The sequence below is a fragment of the Streptomyces sp. NPDC088554 genome (assembly GCF_044752945.1).
Taxonomy (GTDB): domain Bacteria; phylum Actinomycetota; class Actinomycetes; order Streptomycetales; family Streptomycetaceae; genus Streptomyces.
In genome coordinates, this window is sequence record NZ_JBIVMF010000013.1 from 158,637 (window position 1) to 183,207 (window position 24,571).

Here is a 24,571-nt window from a genome sequence, read left to right on the forward strand (position 1 = left end):
CGGAAGCCGTTCAGGGCACCGGCGCCAACACGAGTGGAACGAGGCGAGGCATGAACCCGGGCAACAGCTGGGAGTTCACGGACGACCGCGGCCATCCGGCCGTGGCACGAAGCCACCCGGCGCGGGTGGTGGCCTACATACAGGCGGGCGCGACGCTGTGGGACCACGGTCTGCGTCCGCTGGGCATCTTCGGTTCCCACCACGACGGGGACAGCCCGGATCCGGCGAAGGCGGGCGAGCTGCCGCTGGCCGAGCTGCGGCACTTCGGCGCGGGCAGCGCCCTCGACCTGGACGCCCTCGTCGCGGCCGAGCCGGATCTGGTGGTCGCCGTCAGCTACGGCGGCGGACAGGTGTACGGCATCGATCCGGAGGCGGCCAAGGTTCTGGAGGAGCAGATACCCGTGGTCGTCCTCGACGTGGGGAAGGACCGCTCGCTGGACGGTATCAGGGACCGGTTCACGGCCCTGGCCCGCTCGTTGCGTACGCCGGTCCGGCCCGCCGAGGCGGAGCTGGAGCGCGCGCAGGCCCGGCTGCGTGGCCTGACGGAGCCGCCGGGCGGACCCAAGGTGCTGGCTCTCTCGGCCGCCGGACCGGACAGCGCGTATCTGGCCCGGCCGCTGACCTGGCCCGATCTGCGGGCCCTGACCGAGCTGGGGGTGGGGCTGGTCGAACCGGCGGCGGACAGCGGGGCCAACTGGCGTACGGCCGAATGGTCCGAGGCCGCCGCGCTGGAGCCGGACATCGTGCTCATGGACGTACGGGTGAACGCGGCGCCGCTCGCACAGCTCCGGGGCAACGCGCACTGGCGCGCGGTCGAGGAGCGGGCGCGGATCGTGCCGTGGAACCCGGAGGCGCCGGGCAGCCACCGCGCGCACGCCCGGTTCCTCGGCGCGGTCGCGGACGCCGTCGACGCGGTCACCGCCGGGAGGGCGTGACACATCCCGGGCACGGGCACCGTATAGGCGCCGTGTCGGCCGTGTGTCGGCACGGGCCGACAGCATCGCCCCTATGGCAGACACCACGAACCCGCTGCGGCTCATCGAGGTCACCCGGGTCACGCGGATCTCACCGCGCATGACCCGGGTCACCTTCGGCGGCCCCGCCCTCGCCGACCTCGCCCTGACCGGGCCCGACCAGCAGGTGAAGCTGTACTTCCCGAGGCCGGGGCAGACCGTACCGCTGCTTCCCACGATGGGACCGGACGACGATGTGATGCGCTGGTACGGCGCGTTCCAGGCACTTCCCGAGGAGGAGAGGCCCTGGTCACGCAGTTACACCCTGCGCGCCCACGACCCGCTGCGCGCCACGGTCGACATCGACTTCGTGTTGCACGGAGGTACGGGTCCCGGCGCGGGGCCCGCGACCTCGTGGGCGCGATCGGCCGCGCCCGGCGCCGTACTGGGCATGTTCGGGCCGTCGGCGTACTTCGCGACACCCGTGCCGGTCGGGACGACCGACTGGACGCTGCTGGTGGGGGACGAGACGGCCCTGCCCGCGATCGGCACCCTGATCGAGGCGCTGCCCGTCGGCGCCCGCGCGCTGGCCTGGATCGAGGTCGCGGACGCGGCGGAGGAGCAGCGGCTGCGTACGGCGGGGGATGTGACGGTGCGCTGGCTGCACCGCGGTACGTCCCCGGCCGGGGACGGCGGCCCGCTGCTGGCGGCGGTGCGCGGCGCCCGGTTCCCTGAGGGTTCGGCCCTCGCCTGGCTGGGCGGCGAAGCGAGTACGGTACGGGCGCTGCGGCGCCACCTCGTCGGCGAGCGGGGCCTCGACCGGCGGTCGGTGCATTTCTCCGGCTACTGGCGGCTCGCCCTGACCCAGGACGACCCGCCGACCGAGGCGGACCTGGCGGAGGCGCGCGAACGCCTCGCGGACGCGCGACCGGAGGGGACGGAGGGGACAGAGGGCGACTGAACCAAGGGGTCTGGGCTGGGGTCTGGGCTGAGGGGCTGGGCTGAGGGGCTGGGCTGAGGGGCTGGGGTGGGTCGGGCCCCGGCGCCCCTTCGGGCAGTGGCGGCGCAGGTTGGCGGCGAGAACGCGGTCGATCGTACGGTCGGACAGTACCTGGCCCAGGCGCATGCCCAGGGCTCCATCCCGGCCTGCGGTGTAGCGGGTACGTGGTCTGGGGGGGGCGTCACGGCCTTCGTGATGCCCCGGGCGGCGGCGTCGGCGGTCGGCCGGTTCGCTGTCTCGATCCTGCGGGCGGCCGCCTCCGTACGGATGCCGCCGGGCTCGACCACGATCACCTGTACGCCCAGCGGCGCGACCTCGCGGCGGAGCGAGTCGCTGACCGCCCCCAGGGCGAACTTCGCGCCGGCGTACGCGCTGTAGGTCGCCATGGCGACTTTGCCACCGATCGAGCTGATATTGATCACACGGCCCTTGCCGCGCAGCAGCGCGGGGAGGAGCGCCTGTGCGACGGCGATATGGCCGAACAGGTTGACTTCGAACACCTGCCGCCACTGCGCCTTGGGAAGCGCGCGGGCAGGCGTGAACCGGGGAGCGCCGTACCGGTACTCCACGGGCAGGGACACTCTGCTGACCGCCGTCACGACCGAGGGCCGGCAGCGGATCGGCGACCAGGTCCACGCTTCGAGGGCCGATCCGGCCCTGCCGACGCCGACAAGCTGCGCGGTGCTCTGCGTACCCTCGTCGGCGTCGGCAGGGACCAGCCGCACCTGTACCAGATGCTGTTCAGACGCCCCGGACACCGCCCCGAAGAACTCGGCGAAGGACTCGATCGCGTCCGGCGTCAGCTATGCGGACCGGCGCACGACCCGGCCGCGGACCGCGTCCGCGCGGCCGGACGCTTCCCGGGCACGTTCCTGGTCATCGTCACCGGCCTGGTCGGGGAGCGGAACACACGGCACTGCGGCGCGCTGCTGCTCACCAGCGCCCACCGCATCGCGGATATGGAGCTCAGCGGCCACTTGGACACAGGAAAGTTGCGCACCACCGCCGCCCAGCTCATCGACACCCTCGTCCGCATGGTCACCGGCACCGGCAAAATGGCATAGCGGCGCCCAGGCCGCATAGATGCGGGCTCGACGGGCGGCATCGCAAGGCCCGGCGCTGTCCGCCTCCCCCACCTCGTCCGCCGACTCACCACGACACGCCACACCGATCAATCACTCGGACACGGTGCGGCCCCGGCCCGAGGACCCCGCGCGCGGCGGGCGGATCAGGGCCGCGGCCTCCTCCACGGTGAGGGCCGCGCCCTCCGCGTGGGCGTGGGCGAACGCCCGCTCGTCCAGTACGGCACGGACCGCCGACTCCGCCGACGCGCGGGTCTCCCGGTCGGCCGAGGGAGGGAAGGCGGCGATCCTGATGCCCTCCGGCTCCCCGGTGTGGTGCGCGTACGCGCCGAGCAGGCGGGCCGCGTCCCGCGCGGCCCCCAGCCGGGCCTTGGCCCAGGCGGCGCAGAGGAACTGGTGGACCATCAGATGCGGGGTGACCAACCGGGCCAGGAAACCCAGGCGTTCCACCGCTTCCCCCAACCGCTCCTCCGCCCGCCCGAACCGTCCGTCGAGGCAGTCCAGCCAGCCGTACATGCCCGCGACCAGCCCGTCGTACAGCGGCAGGTCCACAACGGCGATCGCCCGCTCGGCGGCGCGCAGCCGCTCCCGCGCCTGCTCCGTACGGCCGGTGCGGCCGTAACGTCCGGCCAGCAGGAGCAGGGCCGTCCCGGCGCTGCGGCCCGCGCCCTCGCCGGCCTCGTCCGCCGCGCGCAACAGCAGCCGCTCCGCGCGCTCCTCCGCCGCCGTGTCCCCGGCCGCCATCGCTGCCTCAAGGCGTACGGAGGCCAGCCGGGCCCGGAACAGGGGCGCTTGGGCATGGATGCCGATGCCGGCGAAGCCGTCCATGGCCCGTTCGAAGTCGGCGGCCGCCTCCTCGTACCGGCCCAGGCGCTCGGCCGTCTCGCCGCGCACCCAGAGCGCCTGCGCGATCGTATGGAGGTCCCCCGCCTTCTCGAACCCGGCCAGCGCCTCGTCCGCGTCGCGCGCGGACCGCGCCGGGCCGTCCGGGCGGCCGTCCACCAGCTGGGCCCGGAGCGTCAGCGCCACGGCGAGGTCCCAGTCGCCGCCCCGCTCCCGGCACTCCCGCACCTGGGCGTCGAGGGTCTCGGCCAACCCGGGGAACCCGCCCGTCATCAGCGTGGCGATGAACCACATGGAGCCCGGCTGCCGACAGATCTGTGGCAGCCCCGGGCGGTAGGCCGCCGCCATCGCGCGCAGTCTGCTCCGGGCCACGGGGCCCTCCAGCGCGGCGCCGTCGCCCTCCACGCTCGCCAGGGACAGCAGCGCCGCCCCTCGCCTCGCCTCCCACAGCTGCTCCTCGGACCAGGGCGGCGCGAGCGCGGTGCACGGCCGCTCCAGCGGGACGGCGGGCCGTACGGGGGCGGCGAAGGGGTCGGGGCCGAGCGCGGCGGCCGCAGCGAACCAGGAGCGGATATCGGCCCGGTGGGCGCGCAGCTGCCAGAACCAGCTCATCGCGTGCACGAGACAGAGCGCCTCCTGCTCCTCCTCATGGTCCAGGGCGGTGCGCAGCGCGGTCCGTATGTTGTCGTGCTCCCGCTCGAACCGCTCCAGCCAGCGCACCTGATCGGGGCCGCGCAGCTCCGGGTCACCGGTACGGGCCAGTTCGCGGTAGGCGGCGAGATGGCGGCGCTCGACGGCCGTGCGCTCCCCCGAGGCGTCCAGCCGCTCGGCCGCGTACTCCCCGACGGTCTCCAGCAGCCGGTAGCGCATGCCGTCCGCACCGTACGGCTCGGCGACGACCAGCGACTTGTCGACCAGGGAGGCGAGCGGCCCGAGGACACCGGGGCCGGGACCGCCGTGCTCGGGGACGCCAGGGCCGGGACCGCCGGGGCCGGGACCGCCGGGGCCGTTCTCCGCGCGTTCGGCGCTGTCCGCGCACACCGCTTCGGCCTCGGCGAGGGCGCAGCCACCGGAGAAGACCGACAGACGTCGCAGTACGGCGCGTTCGGCGTCGCCCAGCAGATCCCAGGACCAGTCCACGACGGCCCGCAGGGTCCGCTGCCGGGGCAGGGCCGTTCTGCTGCCGCTTCCGCTGCCGAGCAGCCGGAACCGGTCGTCGAGCCGGTCCGCGAGCTGACCCGGCGCGAACGTCCGCAGCCGGGCGGCGGCCAGTTCGAGGGCGAGTGGCAGGCCGTCGAGCCTGCGGCAGATCTCGGCGCAGGCCACCGGGTCGTCGTCGGTGGAGAACCCGGGACGGGCGGCGGCGCCGCGCTCCGCGAGCAGCCGTAGCGCCATGTCCTGCGGCAGCGGTCCGACCGTGTGCACGGTCTCGCCGGGCACCCCGAGCGGCTCGCGGCTGGTGGCCAGGACGCTCACGCCGGGGCAGCGGGTGAGAACGGCCTCGGCCAGCCCGGCCACCGCGCCGATCAGATGCTCGCAGTTGTCGAGGACGATCAGCATCCGCCGCCTCCCGCAGTGCTCGACCAGCCGGGTCAGGGGGGCGCCGGGCCCCGCCTCCCCGGCCGGTGGGCCGCCGACGCCGGTCTCGCGGGCCCCGAGCACGCCGAGGACCGTCTCGGCCACGGTCCCCGCGTCGTGTACGGGCGCCAGCTCGGCCACCCAGACGCCGTCCGGCCATGAACCGGCCACCGCACGTGCGGCTTCCAGGGAGAGCCGGGTCTTGCCCGCGCCGCCGGGTCCGGTGAGTGTGACGAGCCGCGCGGTCCGCAGACCGGTGGCGAGCGCGGCCAGCTCGGGTTCGCGCCCCACGAAGGAGGTGAGCGGGGCCCGGAGGCCACCGGGAGCCGTCCTGCCGTGCCCAGGAGGACCGGGCGTGGCCGGTGGCTCGTCACCGGCGAGCAGCTCGGCGTGCAGGGCGCGCAGCTCGCGGCCGGGATCGGTACCGAGGCGTTCGGCGAGGCGGCTGCGTATCTCGTCGTACGCATGGAGCGCCTCGGCCGGCCTGCCGGAGGCGCGCAGGGCGCGGATGCGCAGCGCCTGGAGCGGCTCGTCCAGCGGCTGCTCGGCGGCGAGCGCGGCGAGGCCGGCCAGGGCGCGTTCCGGCCGGCCCCGCGCGATGTCGGCGGCCAGCCGGGCACGGCGGGCCTCGGTGTGCCGCCGCTCGGCCCGGACCGCCCTCGGGTCGCTCCCGTGGCCGGGGAGGTCGGCCAGCGCGGCGCCGTCCCAGAGCGCCAGGGCCTCGTCCAGCAGCGCGACGGCCTGCCCGGCGTCGCCCCCGCTCAGCGCGGCGGTGCCCTCCACCGTGAGCCGTTCGAACCGGAAGAGGTCGATGTCGTCGGGCGGGGCTGCCAGCCGGTACCCCCCGGGCACCGAGGCCACGGCCGCGCCGCCGAGGGCCCGTCGCACGCGCCCGACCAGCGCCTGGAGCGCGGCGACCTCGTCGGCGGGGGCGCTCTCCTCCTCGCCCCACACCTGGCCCACCAGCTGTCCCGTGCGCACGGACCGGCCGCCCTCCGCGGCGAGCGCGGTCACCAGCGCCCGGAGCCGCGCTCCGCTGAGCGGTACCTCGGTCCCGTCCTGGCGCAGCGCCCGGGTGGGGCCGAGTACGCGATAGCGGTAGGTCACCCGGCCATTATTCCTGCGGCTCACGGGTCACCTGGCCGGATTTTCAGCGCCGTACGGTCATAGCGGGCCTGAGCGTCCTCGCCCGAAGCCGCATGGTGGTCCGGGGCATCATGGCCCGAAGCCGCATGGTGGTCCGGGGCATCATGGCCCGAAGCCGCGTGGCGCTCCGGGGCATCGTCGACGGTGACGGCTCTGGACAGGGCTTCGATGGTGGTCTGGACCACAGTCGTCGGCCCCGGCCGCCCCGTCTCCGCCGGACCGGCCCCGGCGAACTGGGCCGGCTCCGCCGTCGCGTTGCGGACGATCCGGTACGGGCGACGCCGGTCGTCGCGCAGGATCCGGCCCCGCACATGGGTCCACTGACGCATCCCCGTGCGACGGGTCAGCCGGAAGTACGAGCCGTACGAGCTCCGGCCGCCACGAATCTCCGCGTTCACTACGGCGTCGAGGCGCAGTCCCTCGTCGGGCGGAACCCGTGAGATCAGGGACGAGGCCATGCCGTCGTATGCGCCGGGGCGCGGGTCGAACACGGCGAGCCCCGCGTCGTCGAGCTCGAAGGTCCCGCTTTCGAGGTCCCCGTCGAAACTGCCCATCCGGTTCAGCGCGAGTCTCTCGTCCGCGCCGATCACCGGCCGGTCCCGGCCCCGACTATGTCCTGCCATGCGCCCGCTCCGGAGGTGGGGCGGCAGCCCTGCCGGACGGCCGGACTGGGCGCTGGGGTTCATGCGTTCGAACCCATGTAGCGCAGCTTTCCCGGCCAAACCTCGCATTACGGAGAATCGCGCCTCACGGAATGCCCCGTATCCGCGCCTCAGGAGACAAGGACCGCCTGGACGGTCTTCCCGCCACCCGGCCCACCGAGCACGGAGAACCGACAGGAAAGCTCGCGGACCATCGCGATGCCTCTGCCTCCCTCCGCGGTCGCATCCGGCAGGCAGAGCCTCGGGGGCGCCGGATTGTGGTCGTGGACCTCGACGATGACGCGTCCGTGCCGCACACTCAACTGGAGTCGGCAGTTGCCGTGGCCGTGCCGGGTGGCATTGGTGACCAGCTCCGACACCACGAGTGTCACGTCGTCCACCTGGCCCGCCGGGACAGGTTCGCCACAGCCGTGGTTGAGATAGGCGGCGGTCAGATGCCGCGCCCAGCGGGCGGACGTCTCCGACGGCGGCAGGATGTACGAGGCGCGTGCGGACCGCCGTCGTGCGCGTCCGTACGCACGCATGGAAATCACTCCTCTCGTCGAAGACCGGCGTCTCTCCCGAACGGCCCTGCCGCCGGGGGCCCTCGTTCAGCGACCGGTCCGTCTTCCCGCCTTCTGATTCCCGGGTTGGATGATCGGCAATCACGCGCACCCGCCCCGGACGGAGAGCCGGTGGTCCGATAGGGGCGAGCACGGGCCTGAGACGTGACGCGCCGACGCCTCTCGTGAAGTCCCGGTCCGGGAAGCCGCTTTCGGGCAGGGGGCCACGGGCAGCAGCCACACGGCCGCCCCGCACGGCGGCCTCGGCGATACGACGGAGCGCCCGGTCGAGGACCATTCCCTCGGTGGGCCAGCAGCTCTCGGCCGGGCCCCAGCCGTGGAGGACCGCGGTGGACGCGTCGTCGAAGGTGGGGCGGTACACGCCCTGCTCGCTGCCACCACGCAGCCGGTCCACCCCGGCCGGCCCGCGCCCAGGACCGAACGCCTCGCGGGCGACAGCCGTCAGCGCTTCCCTGGTGACATCCGTTCGTACAGCATCCACGCCATGCCTCCCCGCCATTGCCTGATAGCACCGTTACGGTCCGATTGATAGCGTTCTTTCCATGAGTACGCGAGCACGCATTCTTGAGGTGGCCGCCGATCTGCTGGCGAAGTCACCCAACGGGGACATCTCCACGCGGGCGGTCTGCGACGCCGCCCAGGTGGGAGCTCCGGCGCTCTACCGGCAGTTCGGCGACAAGGAGGGGCTCCTCTCGGCCGTCGTCGACCACGAGTTCGACGCCTATCCGGCGGCCGGACGCTCCCGCGAACCGGGCGACGACCCCGTCCAGGATCTGCGCGACAGCTGGGACAGCCATGTCGGGTTCGCGCGGGCCCATCCGAATCCGTACCGCCTGACGCACTCCCCCGTCATGCGCAAGCCGCCCGCCTCCACCCTGGCGTTCCATCAGATCCTCGTCCGCGATCTGGAGCGCGCGGCGGCCCGGGGACAGCTGCGCGTCTCTCCCGAACTCGCCGCGCAGATGGTGCTGTCGGCCAATATCGGTGTGGCACTGACGCTCGCCGCCCGCCCCGCCGCCTCCACCGACCCCGAGCTGTCGCGACGGGTCCGTGACGCGGTGCACGGCTCCGTCTTCACCCCCGAGGCGATGCGCGCGGACCCCCCGGAGAAGGGCGAGGAGAGCGCGGACAACGGATCCGACACGGCCACCACGAACCCCGACGGCGGGACCCCGGTAGCCGCGGCGCGGCTGCGGGCCCTGCTGCGGCGGACACCGTCGTCATCACTGACCGCCGTCGAGGCCGCGCTACTGGCCGAGTGGCTCGAACGCGTCGCGAACGACCCCGCGGGCGACGCCTCCCCCGCCGTCCACCACACCCTGCCGTAGGAGCGACCGCCCCCGCATCCACCGCCCATGGCCATGCCCCCTTCCGGCCGGGGCACGCCTCCCGCACCCCCGACGTATCGACGCTAACACTCAACCGTTACCATCGATACCCTCGCGCCCCAGCTACCCCCGTACAGCCCAACCATTCATACGATCGGCCCGGTGGCGCCGCCCCGGCGACGTAACGCCTCTACCCCACCCACGACCGGTCCCGGCCTGCGACACGCCGTCACCAAGCACCGCCGAGCGCCTCGTTCTGCACCGGCGTTCGAATGGCGACTCCGTTTGCCCCTGAACAGACTGACGGCATGTCGGGCAAACGAAGCGCGGGACTCCTCGTGTACCGGGTCAGGGACTCCGGTCCCGAAGTGCTTCTCGGGCACATGGGCGGGCCGTTCTGGGCCGGTCGCTCCACCGCCGCCTGGTCGGTTCCCAAGGGCGAGTACGGGCCCGACGAGACGCCGGAGGCGGCGGCGCGCCGGGAGTTCCGGGAGGAGCTGGGGCTGCTGCCGCCCGAGGGGCCCTGGATCCCGCTCGGCGAGTCCGTCCAGCGGAGCGGCAAGACGGTCACCGTCTGGGCCGTCGAGGGGGACCTCGATCCCGAGCGGGTCGTGCCCGGCATGTTCACCATGGAGTGGCCGAGGGGCTCGGGCGTCCTGCGCGAGTTCCCCGAGCTGGACCGCGTCGCCTGGTTCCCGGCGGCGGACGCGGTGGAGCCCCTGGTGGCGGGTCAGCGTGTGTTCCTCGGCCGGCTGCTCCCGCACATAGCCGACGGCCGCGCCCTGTCACAACCCGGCGACTGACCCGGGGCCCCTACGCCCTGCGTCCCTTGCCCGGCGCCCCGCGCTCGCGCCTTCGTGCCCCCACACCCCACACCTCCGCGCTTGGCGCCCCCGCATCACCCCGTTTCCCTCACCCCGTTTCCCCGAAGCCGCGGGATCCCCATGCCCGCGCCCGGTCCGTGAAAGGGACTTCTCCGTGCGCTCTCGCACCCACTCGTTCGTCACCGTCGGCACGGCACTGCTGGCCGCGGCGGTCATCCCCGCCACCATCCTTCCGGCCCTGGCCGTCCCCTCCCCCGCCCGCCCGTCGCCCCGGCCGCCCGGACAGGAGGGGGCCGCGGGCCCGCCCGCCGCCATGGAACGGCCCCGGACCGGCGGACACGTACGGGAGGGGACGGTCAGCGCGGCCGCCCTGCTGGCGAGGGCCGGCGACTGCGTCCAGGTCTCCCAGGGCCTCTACCGGACCCGCGACAGCACTCCGGCCACGGTCCCCGTGTGCGACGCGAAGGGCGCCGTCTTCTGGAAGGCCGACATGGACATCGACTGCGACGGCCAGATCACCGAGCACTGCAACCTCGGGACCGATCCCTATTTCCAGGACACGACCGCCTACACCCAGTCGGACGGCAGACCGCTCAACGCCGAGACGCTCCCCTACATCGTCGTACCGACCCCTGGCTGGATCTGGAACTACCGCTCGTCGGGCATCCGGGGCGGGTCCGTCGCTGCCGTCATCCACGCCAACAAGGTGCAGTACGCCGTCGTCGGCGACACCGGGCCGTCCGGGATCATCGGGGAGGCGTCGTACGCCACGGCCCGCGCCCTGGGCATCACCGCCGACCCCTCGGGGGGCGGCGTCCCCTCGGGGGTGACGTACATCGTCTTCAAGGACTCCAGGGTCTCTCCACTGGAGGACCACGACGCCGCCGTCCGGCTGGGCAACGAACTGGCGCGGAAGTTCGTCGAGGAGAACTGAAGCGGCGGCCGGTACACGCGACATGCCCGAGGAGATACAACGCGCGGCGGGGCCGGCCCCGCCGCGCCGCCCACCGCGTCCGCCGGCCACCCACCCAGCCGGACGGACGGACGGTCGGTCGGTCGGTCGGTCGGTCGGTCGGTCGGATGCGAACGCGCGCTGGGCGCCGCACCGGGAATCAGACGATCCACTCGGAGATCTCCGTCTGCTCGCGGGCGCTGCCGTACGGCTGGGGCGCGCTGTACGCGCCACGGGCGATGTACCACCACGCGGTCGCCAGGACCAGCACGGCGGCCAGGGCGATCACCGCGTAGTTCATCGTGCCGACGTTCACCGGGTTGCTCTGCGGCAGGCAGAAGAGCACCGCGACCGCGGCGCCGCGGCCGACCGCGATCCAGCCGACCCGTCTGCTCCAGCGGCCCAGGTTCCAGGGGCCCGGCGCGAAGCGGTCCTTGGCACGCAGTTTCAGGACACCAACCCCCGGGAACGCACCTGCCACCGTCACCCCTGGGGACCCTGCTGCCGCGAACGGCCCCGGCGCTCCACGCCGCACCGAACGGAATGTAATCGAACTGGGATCTGCGCAGGCACCTCGGGCGCGGCGCACACCCCCGGGCACGACGCCGTCACCACCGCCCCCGCCGCTTCCCTCCCCGGTGAACGGTGAGTGACCGATCGTGGTCCACCGGCCGTGCGGGCGGCGACAGTTCGCCGTCGTCGGTGATTCCTGTGCGGTGATGGGCGTGGACCGTTGCGGCGCCGTTCATAAGCAGGTCACACCCGGTGCCGACCATCGAGGAGCAGCCGGAGGGCCGTCCCCGGCACGCTTGCTGATGCGCTCGCACTCAGGGAGACCGCACCATGACACGCATACGCTCCGCAGCCGTCGACCGCCGCTCCTTCCTCACCGCCACCGGAGCAGTCGGCGTCTCTGCGGGCATCGGGCTCGCGCTCGGCACGGGCGGCGCTTCCGTGGAGGCCGCCGCCGCGCCCGGAACGGCCGTCCCCGCGCCCCGCGCCCCGGCCGCCGCCACCCCGCTGCGTACCGTCGCCGCCCGTACGACGCTGGACTCGGTCGCCGCGCCGCGTGACACCTCGGTGGCCTTCCGCCGGCTCCACGACGGGCCCGGTTGGCGCAGGGTCGTCCGCGAGGGGCTCGGCGCGCCCCGGGCGGGCCGTGCCGAGCGGCGTACCGTGCTCAGCTCCTTCGTCCAGCTCACCGATCTGCATCTGGTCGATGTGCAGCACCCGGTGCGCACCGAGTATCTGCGCTCCCAGCAGCTCTCGGGATGGCGTCCGCAGGAGGCGCTCACCGTGCCGGGTGCGGTGGCGCTGATCGAGCAGGTCAACGCGCTGAAGGCCGGGCCCGCGACCGGGGCTCCGCTCTCCTTCGCGGTGACGACCGGCGACAACACGGACAACAACTCCAAGGCGGAGCTCGACTGGTTCCTCACCGTGATGAGCGGTGGCCGCGTCTCCCCCAACACGGGTGACGCCCGGCGCTACGAAGGGGTGCAGAACTCCGCCGAACGGCTGTTCTGGCACCCGGAGGACGCCCTGCGCGACACCGACAAGCGGCTCGGCTTCCCCCGGATAGACGGCTATCTGGCGGCCGCGATCCGCGCCGTCGACAGCCCCGGGCTGCGCATCCCCTGGTACTCGACCGTCGGCAACCACGACGGGCTGGCCAGTGGCGCGATGGCCGACAGGACCGGGTTCCTCGCGGAGTTCGCCGTCGGCTCGAAGAAGCTGTACGGGATCCCCGACGCCGAGGCCAAGGAGATGCTGCGGCTGCTGTCGAAGGGCGACGACCCCGGTGGCGCCCGGCTGATCGCCCTGCTGCGCCGTTCGAAGCGGCTGATGCGGTCGATCACCCCGGACCCGGGCCGGGCCCCGTTCACCCCGCACGACTATCTGACCGCGCATCTCGATCCGGCGCGTACGGGCGCGGGGCCGGTGGGGCACGGCTACACGACGGCCCATCTGGGGAGCGACACGCTGTACTACACGTTTCCGATGGGCGAGAACGTCATCGGGATCAGCCTCGACACCACGGACCGCGGCGGCCACTACACCGGTTCGCTGGGCACCGCGCAGCTGAACTGGCTGAAGCGGACGCTCAAGGAGCACCGGGACGCGTACGTCGTCGTGTTCAGCCACCACAACAGCTGGACGATGACCAACACCCACCCCGACCCGGCGCGTCGGGGCGAGGCCCGGCACAACGGCGAGGAGGTGCTCGGCCTGCTGAGGAGGAACCGCAATGTGCTGGCCTGGGTCAACGGGCACAGCCACCGCAACTCGATCCTGCCGCACGGCACGTTCTGGGAGATCTCGACCGCCTCGCACATCGACTTCCCGCAGCTCGCGCGGGTCATCGAGATCGCCGACAACCGGGACGGCACACTGTCGCTGTTCACCACACTGATCGAGTCGGCGGCGCCGCACGGAACCGACTTCCGTGATCTGTCGCAGACCGGTCTCGCCGCGCTCTACCGGGAGCTGTCGCACAACGCGCCGGGCTCCACCACCGCCCCGGCGGGCAGGGCGACGGACCGCAACACCGAGTTGCTGCTCAGCCGTTGACCAGGGCTCCGCTCAGTGCCGCGCAGGTGCCGCGCAGCCGTTGATCAGGCACTGGAGCGCGGGCGCGCAGAGATCCGCGAGGCGCTCCGGTAGGGTCACCTCGGCGTACGGACCGAGAGCGAAGGCCCGGCGCGCCGGACGGCGGCCCGGCCCGTACCCGCGTCCGTGGTGTCCGTTCCCCCGGCGGGCTGTCCGTTCACGCGTCCTCCGTACGGTCGTGGCCCGGCCCGCGCCCCGGGGTGACGCACGCGGGGTGCGCAGCCGTTCACCTCCCAGGCGAACACTTGTACACCCCCGTCCGCTTCGGTATGTCCCGTACGACCGGCACACTGTTCCAGGGCGGGTATACGAACCACCCCCTTCGCTCACCCCCTGGGAGGCACGATGGCGCTACAGATCAGCGCGACCAATCCGGAGCAGCCGGCCGTGCTCCTGGACCTGCCGTGGAACACCCCGCTCGACCAGTGGCCCGAGGAGTGTCTCGTCGCGCTCCCGCGCGGTATCTCGCGCCATGTGGTGCGTTTCGCGTCCGCCGGGCCCGAGGTGATGGCGATCAAGGAGATATCCGAGCGGGGCGCGGTGCGCGAGTTCGGGCTGCTGCGCGATCTGCACCGGCTGGGTATCCCCGCCGTGGACCCGGTGGCGGTGGTGACCGGACGGCTGGACCAGGAGGGTCTGCCGCTGGAGCCCGCGCTGATCACCCGGCACCTCAAGGGGTCCCTGCCGTACCGCGCGATGTTCGAGTCGACGATGCGCCCCACCACCGTGAAGCGGCTCATGGACGCCCTGGCCGTGCTGCTGGTCCGGCTGCATCTCGCCGGGTTCGCCTGGGGCGACTGCTCCCTGTCCAACGTCCTGTTCCGGCGGGACGCGGGCGCGTACGCCGCCTATCTGGTGGACGCCGAGACCGGACAGCTCCAGCAGAACCTGAGCCAGGGACAGCGTGACTACGACATCGAGCTGGCCCGGGTGAACATCGCCGGGGAGCTGATGGACCTGGAGGCCTCGGGCGCACTGCACCCGTCCGTCGACCCGGTGCCGTTCGGCGCGGCGATCGTCCGGCGCTACGAGGACCTGTGGCACGAGGTGACGCGCGAGTCGGTGTATCCGGTGGGCAAGCGGCACTACATCGACCGCCGGATCCGCCGGCTGAACGATCTGGGCTTCGATGTGGCGGAGATGCAGATCAAGCGCTCGCCGCAGGGCGACACCGTCACCTTCCTGCCGAAGGTGGTGGACGCGGGCCACCACCAGCGGCAGCTGCTGCGGCTGACCGGGCTGGACGCCGAGGAGAACCAGGCCCGGCGGCTGCTCAACGACCTGGAGAGCTGGATGGCGGGGGAGGACGACTACGCGCCGGGCGATCCGCTGGGGGCCAGGCCGGAGGTGCTGGCGCACCGCTGGGTCCGCGATGTGTTCCGGCCGACCGTACGGGCCGTGCCGCTGGAGCTGCGCGGTGAGATGGACACGGCGCAGATCTACCACGAGGTGCTGGAGCACCGCTGGTACCTGTCGGAGGAGGCGGGCCACGATGTGGGGCTCGACGCGACGGTCGAGGACTACAGCGCCCATGTGCTGCCGCATACGGTGAAGGCGATGGCGCCGTCGTCCACGCACTCGGCGGCGGAGCTGTCCCCCTGACGGCCGGGGCCTACTGGAGGGCGCGTACCGCCGCCGTGAAGACGGAGGGCAGCCGGGCCGCCGCGGGCACGATCAGCCGGGCGCCCGCCGGGCGGCCGCTGATCCGCAGCAGCCCTTCGGTCAGCAGCCGGTGGCGCCGGGAGAGGTCGCGCCACCGGCGGTCGTAGTCCTGGGGCCGGCCCGCGCGCAGACACCGCACGGCCGCCTCGGCGGACGCCAGCGCGAGCGCGACGCCCTCGCCGGTGAGCGCGTCGACATAGCCCGCCGCGTCGCCCACGAGCAGCACCCGGCCCGCGCTCCGGCTCCGTACGCGCTGGCGCAGCGGGCCCGCGCCGCGCACGGCGGTCGCGGGCTCGCCGTCCAGTCGGGCGAGCAGTTGGGGGAAGCCCGCGAGATGGTCGTCGTAGCCGCGTCTGACCGTGCTGAGGACGGCCACTCCGACGAGGTCGTCGGCGACCGGGGTCACATACGCCTCGCCCGCCCCGGCGTGTCCCCGCGACGACGGCCAGTGCACCTCCACGAAGTCCGTCCAGGGCCGCACGCGGTAGTGCCGCCGCTGGCCGTAGCGCCGGGGCCGCCGGTCGGGCAGGTCCAGGCCGAGGCCACGGCGTACGGGCGAGTGGAGTCCGTCCGCCGCCACCAGCCAGCGCGCCCGCAGCCCGCCCGCCGTCACCTGGTCGGCGCTCTGCTCGACCGCGCCGACCCGGCCGGTCACGAACCGCGCCCCGGCCTCCGCGGCCCGCCGCGCCAGCGCCCTGTGCAGTTCCGTACGGCGTACGCCGAGCCCCGTACCGTCGCCGAAGGGCGCCTCGGCCGTCCGTGATCCGTCGACGTAACGGATCCCGCGCAGCGGCCGGCCTGCGGGAAGGGTGAGTCCGAGCGCGGTCAGGGCGCGTACGCCACGGGGCATGACGCCCTCGCCGCACGCCTTGTCCACCGGGGTGGCGCGCGGTTCGATCACCACGGTCTCCAGTCCGGCGAGCGCGGCGTGGACGGCGGTGGCGAGTCCGGCGGGCCCGCCGCCCACGACGATCAGGTCGATCACGGGCGGGCGCCGAGGGCGGCGGGGGCACCGAGGCCGAGCGCCCGGTTCTCGCAGCGCAGCCGGACCGTGAGCAGCCACGCGTTGAGCGCCGTGAACACCAGCGCGGTGATCCAGGCACCGTGCACGAGCGGCAGGGCGATCCCCTCGGCCACCACCGCCACGTAGTTGGGATGGCGCAGCAGCCGGTACGGTCCGCGCGCCACCAGCGGCAGCCCCGGCACCACCAGCACCCGGGTGTTCCAGCGCGGCCCCAGGGTGCGCACGCACCACCAGCGCAGCGCCTGCGCGGCCATGACGACGGCGAGCATGGTCCCGCCGACCGCCGGGGCGAAGGGCCGGTCCGCCGCTCCGGCTTCGACCAGACAGCCCAGCAGCAGCGCGGTGTGCAGGGCGACCATCGGCGGGTAGTGCCCCCGGCCGTGCTCGACGGCGCCGCGCTCCAGGCTCCAGCGGGCGTTACGCCGGGCGACGGCCAGCTCGACGCAGCGTTCGGCGCCGACCGCGAGGATCAGCGCGGTGTACCAGATCATGTCTTCGCCTCATCTCCCAGCGGACTCTTCGACGGGCCGCTACCGGAGCGGGCACTACCGGAAACGGGCCACTACCAGCGGAGCAGCACCAGCTCGGTGCAGAATCCCGGCCCTATGGCGAGCAGCAGTCCCGCGCTGCCGGGCGGCGGGGGCCGCTCGGCGAGGGTGTCGCGCAGGACGTGGAGGACCGAGGACGACGACAGGTTTCCCACCGCCGCCAGGGACCGCCAGGTCAGGTCGAGGGCCCCGGCCGGCAGGTCGAGGGCCTCCTCGACGGCCTCCAGGACCTTCGGCCCGCCGGGATGACACACCCACGCGGTGATGTCGCGGCGGGTCAGGCCGTGGTCCGCGAGGAATCCGTCCACCTCTGCGGGGAGGTTCTTGCGTACGACGTCGGGGACGCTCGCGTCCAGCACCAGCCGGAAGCCGGAGCCGGTGATGTCCCAGCCGAGCGCCCGTTCGGTGTCCGGGTAGAGATGGCTGCGGGTGTCGACGACGACGGGCCCGCCGGCCGCGCGGGGGCCGACCGGCCCGCGCCGGGCGCCGCAGGCGACGACGGCGCCCGCACCGTCCCCGAAGAGCGCGGTGCCGATGAGGTTGGCGGGCGAGCTGTCGTCGCGCTGGAAGGTGAGCGAGCACAGTTCGACCGAGAGCAGGACGGCCACATCGTCGGGCCGCCCGAGCAGATAGTCGTGCAGCCGGGCGATCCCCGCCGCGCCCGCGACGCACCCCAGGCCGAAGACCGGCACTCTTCTGACGTCGGGGCGCAGCCCGAGGAGTCCGGCGAGCCGCGCGTCGACGGAGGGCGCGGCGATGCCGGTCACCGAGGTGAACATCAGCAGGTCGACATCGCGCGGGGAGAGCCCCGCCGTCTCCAGCGCGCCGGTGACGGCCTCGGCCCCGAGCGGTACGGCGGTGGCGATGAAGGCGTCGTTGACCGCGCCGAAGTCCTTCAGCCCTGCGTAGTGGTCCAGCGGCAGGGCGGTGTGCCGGGTGGCCACCCGCGCACCCCGGTGCAGCCGGTCCAGCACCCTGCGGTCGGCGCCCTCGGGCAGACACGCCCGCGCGACCATGTCCGTGATGTCGTGCTGGCTGTGCCGGTGGGGAGCCAGGGCTCCGTGGACAGCTGCGATACGGGTCATCTGCGGTCCGGGTTCGGGGGCGGGGGACGTGGCATCCCTCCCCGCGTACCACCGCGCCACACGCCAAGTCGCCTGTACGGCCGCACCGGCCCGCCCGTGCCTACGATGAGCGCGTGGACGCCATCGACCAGGCAGTACGTACGTCCGTACAGGCTCCGCCGGGCCGGCCGGTCGCCCTGCTGAGGGCCTGTCACCCGGTGCCCACCGTGGTGGTGACCCTGCTGGTCTCGGGGGTCGCGGGGGCGTCCGGGCAGGGTTTGCCCGGGTGTGTTCTGGCCACCGCCGCCGTGCTGGCGGGGCAGCTGTCCATCGGCTGGAGCAATGACGCGGTGGACGCGGCGCGGGACATCGCGGCGGGCCGGAGCGACAAGCCCGTGGCGACCGGGGCGCTGCTCCCCCGTACCGTACGGATCTCGGCGCTGGTCGCGCTGGCGGTGTGTGTGCCGCTGTCCCTCGCGTACGGGGTGCTCGCCGGGACGGTGCATCTGGTGGGTGTGTCCGCCGCCTGGCTGTACAACCTGTGGCTGAAGCGGACGGTGCTGTCCTGGCTGCCGTACGCCGTCGGGTTCGCCTCACTGCCCGCCTTCGTGACGCTCGGGCTGCCGGGGCAGCCCCGGCCCGACGGGTGGACCGTCACCGCCGCCGCGCTGATCGGGGTCGGCGCGCATCTGGGCAATGTGCTGCCGGACATCGGGGGCGATCTGGCCCTCGGGGTACGGGGCTGGCCGCAGCGGCTGGGCCCGGCCGGGGTCCGGCTGCTGCTGCCCGTCCCGCTGGTGGCGGCGACGGTGCTGCTCGCGCTCGGCCGGCCGTCCGTCCCCGGCGCGGCGGCCGTCGCACTGGCCCTGGCCGTCGCCGTGGGCGGGGCGCTGCTGGGACGTCACCGGCCGGGGGCGGCCTTCCTCGCGGCGATCCTGGTCGCGGCAGCGGATGTGGCACTGCTGCTGCGCCAGGGACCGCCGTCCGGCTGAGAGCCTGTCGGGTGACCTTCGATCGCCCGGCTCGGAGGCAACCCGACAGGCCCTGAGGGGTCAGCTCGCGAGCTGCTCCCGCAGGAAGGCGAGCGTGCGCTCCCACGCCAGCGCGGCGGAGTCCGCGTGGTACGCCTCGGAGCGGCCGTCGTTGAAGAAGGCGTGGCCCGCGCCCGGGTAGACGTGGAGGACCGGGGCGGTGCCCGACTGGGACTCGATGGTCGTCCTGAGCTCTTCGAGGGCCGCGAGCGGCACGGTGTCGTCCAGCTCGCCGTAGTGGCCGAGGATCTGCGCCTTGAGGCGCGAGAAGTCGGGCACGCCGTCCTTGTTGACCCCGTAGAACGGGACGGCGGCGGAGACCCGCTGGTCCTCGGCGGCCAGGCTGAGGACGAATCCGCCGCCCATGCAGAAGCCGACGGTGCCGACCGTGTCGCCGTCGGTCTCGGGGCGGTCCAGCAGATAGCCGACGGCTCCTTCGAGCAGCTCCACCCCGCGGGCGGTGGGCAGTTCGAGCATCATGCGCAGCGCCTCCTCGGAGTCGTGGGCGACCTCGCCGCCGTACAGGTCCGGGGCGAGCGCCACGAAGCCCGCCTGCGCGAAGCGGTCGGTGATGTCCTTGATGTGGGCGGTCAGGCCCCACCACTCCTGGATGACGATGACGCCGGGGCCGTGTCCGGCGGGCGGGACGGCGAGATAGCCGTACGCGGTGGTGCCCGCGCTCGGGAAGGACACGTTCTGCGGGGTGGGCTCGTTGGCCATGGGGGGTCCCAACTGTTGTCGGTTGACGGTGACATCGGGATGGTACGGAGGCGGCGCACCCGGGTTCTGTCCCACCCCCCGGGCTGGCGTGTCAGGCGGCCGGGGCGGTGAGGAAGGCGCGGATGTCGTCGAGCTCCCCGGCGCCGATCGCGTGGCCCAGCGCCGGGTACAGGCGTTCGTCCAGCGCGGCGCCGGACTTCTCGCGCAGCCACACGCGGGTTCCGGCCACCAGGTCCGAGGGGATGACCGTGTCAGCCTCGTCGCGTCCCCAGAAGACCCGGACACCGTCGAGCCTGCCGGGGCCGGCGGGCAGTCCGGCGTCCAGGGGCAGGGTGCCGGAGAGCAGGACCGCCGAGGCGAACCGTTCCGGCCGGGCCAGCAGCAGCCCGCCGGCCATCGCCATGCCGCCGGAGAAGCCGAGCAGGCCGACGGAGCTGTGCTGCCCGGCCACGGTGTCCAGCCAGCCGAAGATCCGCTCGGAGCTGTCCGCGAGGGACTCGGCGACCGGCCGCCCGATCCCCCGGTTGGCGAACCAGGCGTATCCGTCGCCCTCCGCGATCGGGGCGCGGACGAAGGCGACGGTGGTGCCCTCGGGCAGGTACGGGGCCAGCTCGGAGAAGGTCCGCTCGTCCGAGCCACGACCGTGCAGCGCCACGAGGAGCGGGGTGCCGTCCCGGGCGTCCTCCGGCCGGGACCAGCGGACGACCAGGGGATTCTGTTCTGCGTACGGCATGCCGGGCTCTTCTCTCTACCAGGTACGGGCAGCGTGTACGGGACCGTGGCCGACGGACGAGCGGCGCACCGCCACGGTCCCGCCCGCCGCGTCCGTCAGGCAGCGTACGCCTTGTCATTGAAGATTCAAGCACTGCATGGGGCGAAGCTCGGGGCGAAATATGTGACGAAGCCATGGCGAAGCGCCGGGACCCTGCGGGTCTTCCTCAACGTACTCGAAAACGCGCTCGACCTCGGTCCCTGTCCATCCGGATTCCTCATTCCTCCACCCGGGCACGCGACGGCGCTCCCGCGCGTTGTGGGAGTGGCTCTGTGTGACACCTGAGGAGAGATGACGGAATGGCTCTGTGGGACCGGTTCAAGGAATCCGCCGCGACGATGCAGACGCAACTCATGGCGAAGAAGAACGACTTGAAGAGTGGCGCCTTCCGTGACGCGAGCATGGCGATGTGCGCCCTGGTCGCGGCGGCGGACGGCTCCATCGACCCCGTGGAGCGGCAGCGGGTCGCCTCTCTGATCGCCACCAACGAGGTGTTGCAGAACTTCCCGGCGGACGACCTCCGGCGTCGCTTCGACGACTATCTGAACAAGCTGACCGCCGACTTCGCGTTCGGCAAGGTCAGCGTCCTCCAGGAGATCGCGAAGGCCAAGAAGAAGCCCGCGGAGGCGCGGGCGGTCGTCCAGATCGGCATCGTCATCGGCGGCGCCGACGGGGACTTCGACCAGGCGGAGCAGGCCATCGTCCGCGAGGCGTGCTTCGCGCTGGATCTGCCGCCGCACGAGTTCGACCTCTGATCGAGCACGACCTCTGATCGAATGCGACCTCTGATCACGGCGGACGCGTGTGGGGCGGTGGCCATCGGCCGCCGCCCCACGCGCCCGCTCAGTCCCGCTTCCTGAAGGCCCAGGCCATCTCCGGCTCCAGCGCGAAGCGGAAGACCCGCCGCACCGGCGCCGTACAGAGCAGGGTCACGGCCGCGGCGGCGAGGACCGTCACCAGGACCGCGCCCGCCGGTCCGTCCGGCACGCCCTTGCCGTACCAGCCCCAGATACCCGCGCTCTGGGCGAGGAAGCCGTGCAGCAGATAGCCGCAGAGCGTGCCCGCGCCGAGCGCCGTGAACCACGTACGGCGACCGGGCACCCAGGCGAAGAAGCAGGCGGTCAGCACGAGGGAGCAGCCGAACAGGGCGAACGACATCAGGACCCCGACCCACCAGGGCGCGCCCATCTCCTGGGCGCTGTTGCGGTGGAAGAACCACGCCATGTTCATCCGGACGACCGCCCAGTAGGCGAAGCCGACGGCGCACACGAAGACCGGCACGGCCAGGATCCGCACCTCCTTGCGCCGTACCAGTTGGAAGTGCTCGGGCTTCATCACGAGCCCCAGCACGAAGAACGGCAGGAACTGAAGCACCCGCTGGAGATCGAGGTCGTCCCCGATGTCCGGTGAGGTGGTGGCCAGCGCGGCGATCACCAGCGCGAGCGGGAGGGGCCAGCGGACCTGCCGCCAGATCGGCACCGTCATCCGCCAGACGAACAGCGCGAGCAGGAACCAGGTCAGATACCAGGGGTCCAGCAGGGTGATCTGCATCGACGGATCGTCGGCCGCCCATCGGCGGAAGAGGCTGTACGTCACCTCGAACACGATGTACGGGACGGCGATCCCGGTGAGCAGCCGGCGCACCCGGCCGGGGCCGAAGTCGAAACTCCGCGAGAAATAGCCGGAGATGATGATGAACGCCGGCATGTGGAAGCTGTAGACGACGATATAGAGCGCCGAGACCAGTCGGCTGCCGTCCCTCAGCGGCTCCCAGGCGTGCCCGATCGCGACCAGCACGATCGCCAGATATTTCGCGTTGTCGAAGAAGGCGTCCCGCTTCTTGGCCGGCGCCGCGGCCGACTCGCGCACCTCCGGTCCGGCGTCGGTGCCCCTTGTCCGATCAGCGAGTTTCTCGGTGGTTTGAGTCACATCGCCTCCCCGAGGGAACCCGGGGTGCGCTCGGCGACTCTTAGCAAGTTCGTGGAGGGAAACAGCAGAGCAAACATTCGAGGCACCCTAACCCCGAAGTCCGCCGCCCCTCCACTCGGGTCACCGGCCACCTCGGCGGAGCATCGCGTGTTTCGGCCGCCCCGGGGAGGTGAACACTGTCCCGGAGTGGCCGAATCCTCCTGGTGACAACGGGGCAACGGAGGCTTCATAGTGGGAAGTTGGGGCATTCCCCGCCGATTCCGCCAGCCCGGCGGCACCGGTCGGCGCAATCGGCCCCGCTGCACCGCGCGACAGCACTGCGACAGCACGCACAAGCACTGCGGCCAGGCCATCAGGCCCCACAGGACGGCGCAAGGAGAGCGGCCGTGCATGATGAATTCCTGTGCCATGTCACCGCGTACGGAATCTGCGGCGGACAGCGTATCGGCGTCCCCCTGGGCACCTATCGCGCCCCCACCCTGGCGCTCGCGCTGTGGTGGTTACGGGACCGGGCGACCTGGATCGCGGAACGGCTCGATCCGAGCCCCGAGAGCGGGCACTTCCCGGCCCGGGCGCTCGCGCCCGTGGCGGACACCGTGCCGGACGTACCGGCGACGCTCCGGATCTGGCGGGACGACGTGGCCCATCAGGACCTGATCGCGGAGCATCTGGCCGCCGGACGGCTGATCCGCGTCGCCACCCGCGACGACACCACGGAGTACGAACTGCTCGCGGAATCGGTGGACGCGCTGAGAATGGACCGGGCGCTCCCGGTCCTGATCACGCCGGCCCCGGCCGCCGACGGCTCCTGGGAGCGCGCGCTCGCCACCTCCTCGCCCGCCGCGCACGAATACCATGGCGACACCACGCGCCCCGGACCGCCGTACGGCCGCTCCTGAGCCCGGGAACCGGACGCCGCCCCGTCTCATCGCGGCGCGGCCGCCTCCCCCTGGGCGATCTCGATATGCGCGTGCAGATCGTCGGCCGCCCCGACCGCCGTGGCTCCGGAGACCAGCAGACAGAGCAGCAGTACGCCCGCGACCAGCCGTCCGGCCCCCGGCAGGACGGGCCGCGTCGCCGCGTCGGCGTCCAGTAGCGCGGCGACCCGGCGCGGCACCGGCCCCGCCGTCGCCGCCGGCACGGAGCCCGGCCTGACCGGCGCGGCGGTACGGGAGCGGCGGGCGGCCAGCGCGGCCCGGCCGATCGCGCGGGCGGCGAGCCGCCGGTCGCCGACCGCCGCGGCGGCGGTCTCGTCCGCGTCGCGCTCCAGCGCGTAGCCGAGGGGCTCGCGCAGAGCGCGCAGGGCGGGGTGGCAGCGGGCGGCCGCCTCCGCCGCCAGGAGGAAGAGATGGTGGCGGCCGCGCAGATGGGCGCGCTCATGGGCGAACAGCGCCTCCCGTTCGGCGGGCTCCAGGGCGCGCAGCATGCCCGTGGTGACGACGATCCGCCCCGGCCGGCCCGGCAGCGCGTACGCGTCCGGCACGGCGTCCCGTACGACGGCCAGCTCCCCGTCCGTACCACCGTGGGCGGCCCCGGCCCGGCGCAGCCAGGTCAGGTCGCGCCGGAGCGCCGCGCCGAGCGAGCCCACGACCCCGGCGAGCAGGGCCCCGGCCACCGAGGCGAGCGCGATGGTGACGGCGGGCGGCCCCGCCGTCAGCGGCTCGACCAGCTCACCGAGGACCGCGACGGCCGGCAGATACGACGCGCCGGGGACGACCAGCAGCGCCAGCGCGGCCGAGCTGCTCCCGGCCAGCGTCAGCGCGACGCCGGTGAGCAGCCACACGGCCCGGCGGGGCGGGAGTCCGGCCGCGACCCGGCGGGCGGCGGGCGCCGCGAGGAAGGGCGTCAGCAGCGGCACCCAGACGAGGAGGATCATTCGGCCCCACCGTCCAGCAGGGAGCGCAGCAGCGCCTCGTCCTCGTCGTTGAGCTGGGAGACGAAGCGGGCCAGGACCGCGCCGCGGTCCTCGTCCTTGGCCAGCTCGGAGTGCATCCGGCGGGCGGTCAGGCCCGGCGCGTCCTCGGTCGGGGTGTACGCGTAGCCACGCCCGGCCCTGACCCGGGTGACGCTGCCCTTCTCGTACAGCCGCGAGAGGATCGTGGTGACCGTGGTGCGGGCGAGCGGCGCTCCGAGCGCGCGCTGGACCTGGCCGGGGGTCAGTGGCCCGTCCGCGGCCCAGAGGGCAGCCAACACACCGGACTCCAGCTCGCCGGCCGGTCGCCGCTCCAGGCTCTCGTCGCCCATGGAACGCTCCTCCCGTTTTCTTCGTCTACAGTGAAGTAG

22 protein-coding genes and 2 pseudogenes are annotated in these 24,571 nt (G+C 73.3%); 11 read left to right on the forward strand and 13 right to left on the reverse strand.

Annotated features, from left to right (window positions below; genetic code table 11):
* Positions 1–50: 50 nt before the first annotated feature.
* Together ACIP8W_RS17470 and ACIP8W_RS17475 are read left to right on the forward strand one after the other, a co-directional pair.
* On the forward strand, positions 51–935 hold the full coding sequence (locus ACIP8W_RS17470; protein WP_401948106.1) for an ABC transporter substrate-binding protein: 885 nt from the start codon (positions 51–53) through the stop codon (positions 933–935).
* 73 nt (positions 936–1,008) lie between these two features.
* On the forward strand, positions 1,009–1,914 hold the full coding sequence (locus ACIP8W_RS17475; protein WP_402203581.1) for a siderophore-interacting protein: 906 nt from the start codon (positions 1,009–1,011) through the stop codon (positions 1,912–1,914).
* On the opposite strand, the gene ACIP8W_RS17480 is transcribed toward ACIP8W_RS17475, so the two are convergent.
* On the reverse strand, positions 1,797–2,711 hold the full coding sequence (locus tag ACIP8W_RS17480; RefSeq protein ID WP_402203583.1) for an SDR family NAD(P)-dependent oxidoreductase: 915 nt from the start codon (positions 2,709–2,711) through the stop codon (positions 1,797–1,799). The two genes, ACIP8W_RS17475 and ACIP8W_RS17480, sit on opposite strands and share 118 nt — an antisense overlap.
* Here ACIP8W_RS17480 and ACIP8W_RS17485 point away from each other — a divergent pair.
* Entirely contained in the window at positions 2,688–3,017 is a 330-nt protein-coding gene (locus tag ACIP8W_RS17485; protein WP_401948101.1) for a hypothetical protein, read from the forward strand. The genes ACIP8W_RS17480 and ACIP8W_RS17485 overlap by 24 nt on opposite strands.
* Positions 3,018–3,128: 111 nt before the next feature.
* Here ACIP8W_RS17485 and ACIP8W_RS17490 read toward each other — a convergent pair whose 3' ends face one another.
* From ACIP8W_RS17490 to ACIP8W_RS17500, 3 genes are all read right to left on the reverse strand, one after another.
* Positions 3,129–6,587, reverse strand: coding sequence for a BTAD domain-containing putative transcriptional regulator (locus ACIP8W_RS17490; protein ID WP_401948098.1), 3,459 nt, complete (start codon positions 6,585–6,587; stop codon positions 3,129–3,131).
* Positions 6,584–7,225, reverse strand: coding sequence for a PAS domain-containing protein (locus ACIP8W_RS17495; RefSeq protein WP_401948095.1), 642 nt, complete (start codon positions 7,223–7,225; stop codon positions 6,584–6,586). The genes ACIP8W_RS17490 and ACIP8W_RS17495 overlap by 4 nt, the downstream gene beginning before the upstream one ends.
* A 149-nt stretch (positions 7,226–7,374) precedes the next feature.
* A complete protein-coding gene (locus ACIP8W_RS17500) occupies positions 7,375–7,788 on the reverse strand; it encodes an ATP-binding protein (protein WP_401948092.1) in 414 nt (137 codons plus the stop codon).
* A 581-nt stretch (positions 7,789–8,369) separates the two neighbouring features.
* On the opposite strand from ACIP8W_RS17500, the gene ACIP8W_RS17505 reads away from it, so the two are divergent.
* The 3 genes from ACIP8W_RS17505 (at position 8,370) to ACIP8W_RS17515 (ending at position 10,913) form a co-directional block, all read left to right on the forward strand.
* Positions 8,370–9,155: a TetR/AcrR family transcriptional regulator gene (locus ACIP8W_RS17505; RefSeq protein WP_401948090.1), complete on the forward strand. Its 786-nt coding sequence runs from the start codon at positions 8,370–8,372 to the stop codon at positions 9,153–9,155.
* Positions 9,156–9,463: 308 nt separating this feature from the next.
* The gene (locus ACIP8W_RS17510; protein ID WP_401948087.1) at positions 9,464–9,958 is read left to right on the forward strand and encodes an NUDIX domain-containing protein; all 495 of its coding nucleotides are present in this window, start codon (positions 9,464–9,466) and stop codon (positions 9,956–9,958) included.
* Positions 9,959–10,133: 175 nt separating this feature from the next.
* Positions 10,134–10,913, forward strand: coding sequence for a glycoside hydrolase family 75 protein (locus ACIP8W_RS17515; protein WP_401948085.1), 780 nt, complete (start codon positions 10,134–10,136; stop codon positions 10,911–10,913).
* Between the two features lie 178 nt (positions 10,914–11,091).
* Here the strand turns inward: ACIP8W_RS17515 and ACIP8W_RS17520 are convergent.
* Positions 11,092–11,454: pseudogene (locus ACIP8W_RS17520) on the reverse strand (amino acid permease); the annotation flags it as partial.
* A gap of 320 nt (positions 11,455–11,774) precedes the next feature.
* Here ACIP8W_RS17520 and ACIP8W_RS17525 point away from each other — a divergent pair.
* A complete protein-coding gene (locus ACIP8W_RS17525; RefSeq protein WP_401948082.1) occupies positions 11,775–13,499 on the forward strand; it encodes a TIGR03767 family metallophosphoesterase in 1,725 nt (574 codons plus the stop codon).
* Between the two features lie 384 nt (positions 13,500–13,883).
* Entirely contained in the window at positions 13,884–15,140 is a 1,257-nt protein-coding gene (locus ACIP8W_RS17530) for a DUF4032 domain-containing protein (RefSeq protein ID WP_401948078.1), read from the forward strand.
* A gap of 10 nt (positions 15,141–15,150) precedes the next feature.
* Here the strand turns inward: ACIP8W_RS17530 and ACIP8W_RS17535 are convergent, their stop codons facing one another.
* The 3 genes from ACIP8W_RS17535 to ACIP8W_RS17545 all read right to left on the reverse strand — a co-directional run bounded on the left by ACIP8W_RS17535 (position 15,151) and on the right by ACIP8W_RS17545 (position 17,857).
* Complete coding sequence (locus ACIP8W_RS17535; protein ID WP_402203587.1) at positions 15,151–16,185, reverse strand: NAD(P)/FAD-dependent oxidoreductase; 1,035 nt, start codon at positions 16,183–16,185, stop codon at positions 15,151–15,153.
* Complete coding sequence (locus ACIP8W_RS17540; RefSeq protein WP_402203589.1) at positions 16,182–16,715, reverse strand: isoprenylcysteine carboxyl methyltransferase family protein; 534 nt, start codon at positions 16,713–16,715, stop codon at positions 16,182–16,184. The genes ACIP8W_RS17535 and ACIP8W_RS17540 overlap by 4 nt, the downstream gene beginning before the upstream one ends.
* 71 nt (positions 16,716–16,786) lie before the next feature.
* Complete coding sequence (locus tag ACIP8W_RS17545; protein WP_401948069.1) at positions 16,787–17,857, reverse strand: type III polyketide synthase; 1,071 nt, start codon at positions 17,855–17,857, stop codon at positions 16,787–16,789.
* A gap of 113 nt (positions 17,858–17,970) precedes the next feature.
* Here ACIP8W_RS17545 and ACIP8W_RS17550 point away from each other — a divergent pair, with 113 nt between their 5' ends.
* Entirely contained in the window at positions 17,971–18,828 is an 858-nt protein-coding gene (locus ACIP8W_RS17550) for a UbiA family prenyltransferase (RefSeq protein WP_402203590.1), read from the forward strand.
* A gap of 60 nt (positions 18,829–18,888) precedes the next feature.
* Here the strand turns inward: ACIP8W_RS17550 and ACIP8W_RS17555 are convergent, their stop codons facing one another.
* On the reverse strand, positions 18,889–19,587 hold the full coding sequence (locus ACIP8W_RS17555) for a dienelactone hydrolase family protein (protein WP_401948064.1): 699 nt from the start codon (positions 19,585–19,587) through the stop codon (positions 18,889–18,891).
* Positions 19,588–19,678: 91 nt separating this feature from the next.
* On the reverse strand, positions 19,679–20,320 hold the full coding sequence (locus tag ACIP8W_RS17560; RefSeq protein ID WP_401948061.1) for an alpha/beta hydrolase: 642 nt from the start codon (positions 20,318–20,320) through the stop codon (positions 19,679–19,681).
* A gap of 338 nt (positions 20,321–20,658) precedes the next feature.
* Between ACIP8W_RS17560 and ACIP8W_RS17565 the strand changes: the two genes are divergently transcribed.
* Positions 20,659–21,114, forward strand: a complete 456-nt coding sequence (locus ACIP8W_RS17565; protein WP_401948059.1) for a tellurite resistance TerB family protein — start codon at positions 20,659–20,661, stop codon at positions 21,112–21,114.
* A gap of 88 nt (positions 21,115–21,202) precedes the next feature.
* Here the strand turns inward: ACIP8W_RS17565 and ACIP8W_RS17570 are convergent, their stop codons facing one another.
* Positions 21,203–22,288, reverse strand: coding sequence for an acyltransferase family protein (locus tag ACIP8W_RS17570; protein WP_401948057.1), 1,086 nt, complete (start codon positions 22,286–22,288; stop codon positions 21,203–21,205).
* Positions 22,289–22,674: 386 nt separating this feature from the next.
* Here ACIP8W_RS17570 and ACIP8W_RS17575 point away from each other — a divergent pair.
* Positions 22,675–23,076, forward strand: a pseudogene (locus tag ACIP8W_RS17575) (hypothetical protein); the annotation flags it as partial.
* A 137-nt stretch (positions 23,077–23,213) separates the two neighbouring features.
* On the opposite strand, the gene ACIP8W_RS17580 reads toward ACIP8W_RS17575, so the two are convergent.
* A complete protein-coding gene (locus ACIP8W_RS17580; protein ID WP_401948055.1) occupies positions 23,214–24,164 on the reverse strand; it encodes a M56 family metallopeptidase in 951 nt (316 codons plus the stop codon).
* On the reverse strand, positions 24,161–24,532 hold the full coding sequence (locus ACIP8W_RS17585; protein ID WP_401948052.1) for a BlaI/MecI/CopY family transcriptional regulator: 372 nt from the start codon (positions 24,530–24,532) through the stop codon (positions 24,161–24,163). The genes ACIP8W_RS17580 and ACIP8W_RS17585 overlap by 4 nt, the downstream gene beginning before the upstream one ends.
* Positions 24,533–24,571: the final 39 nt, after the last annotated feature.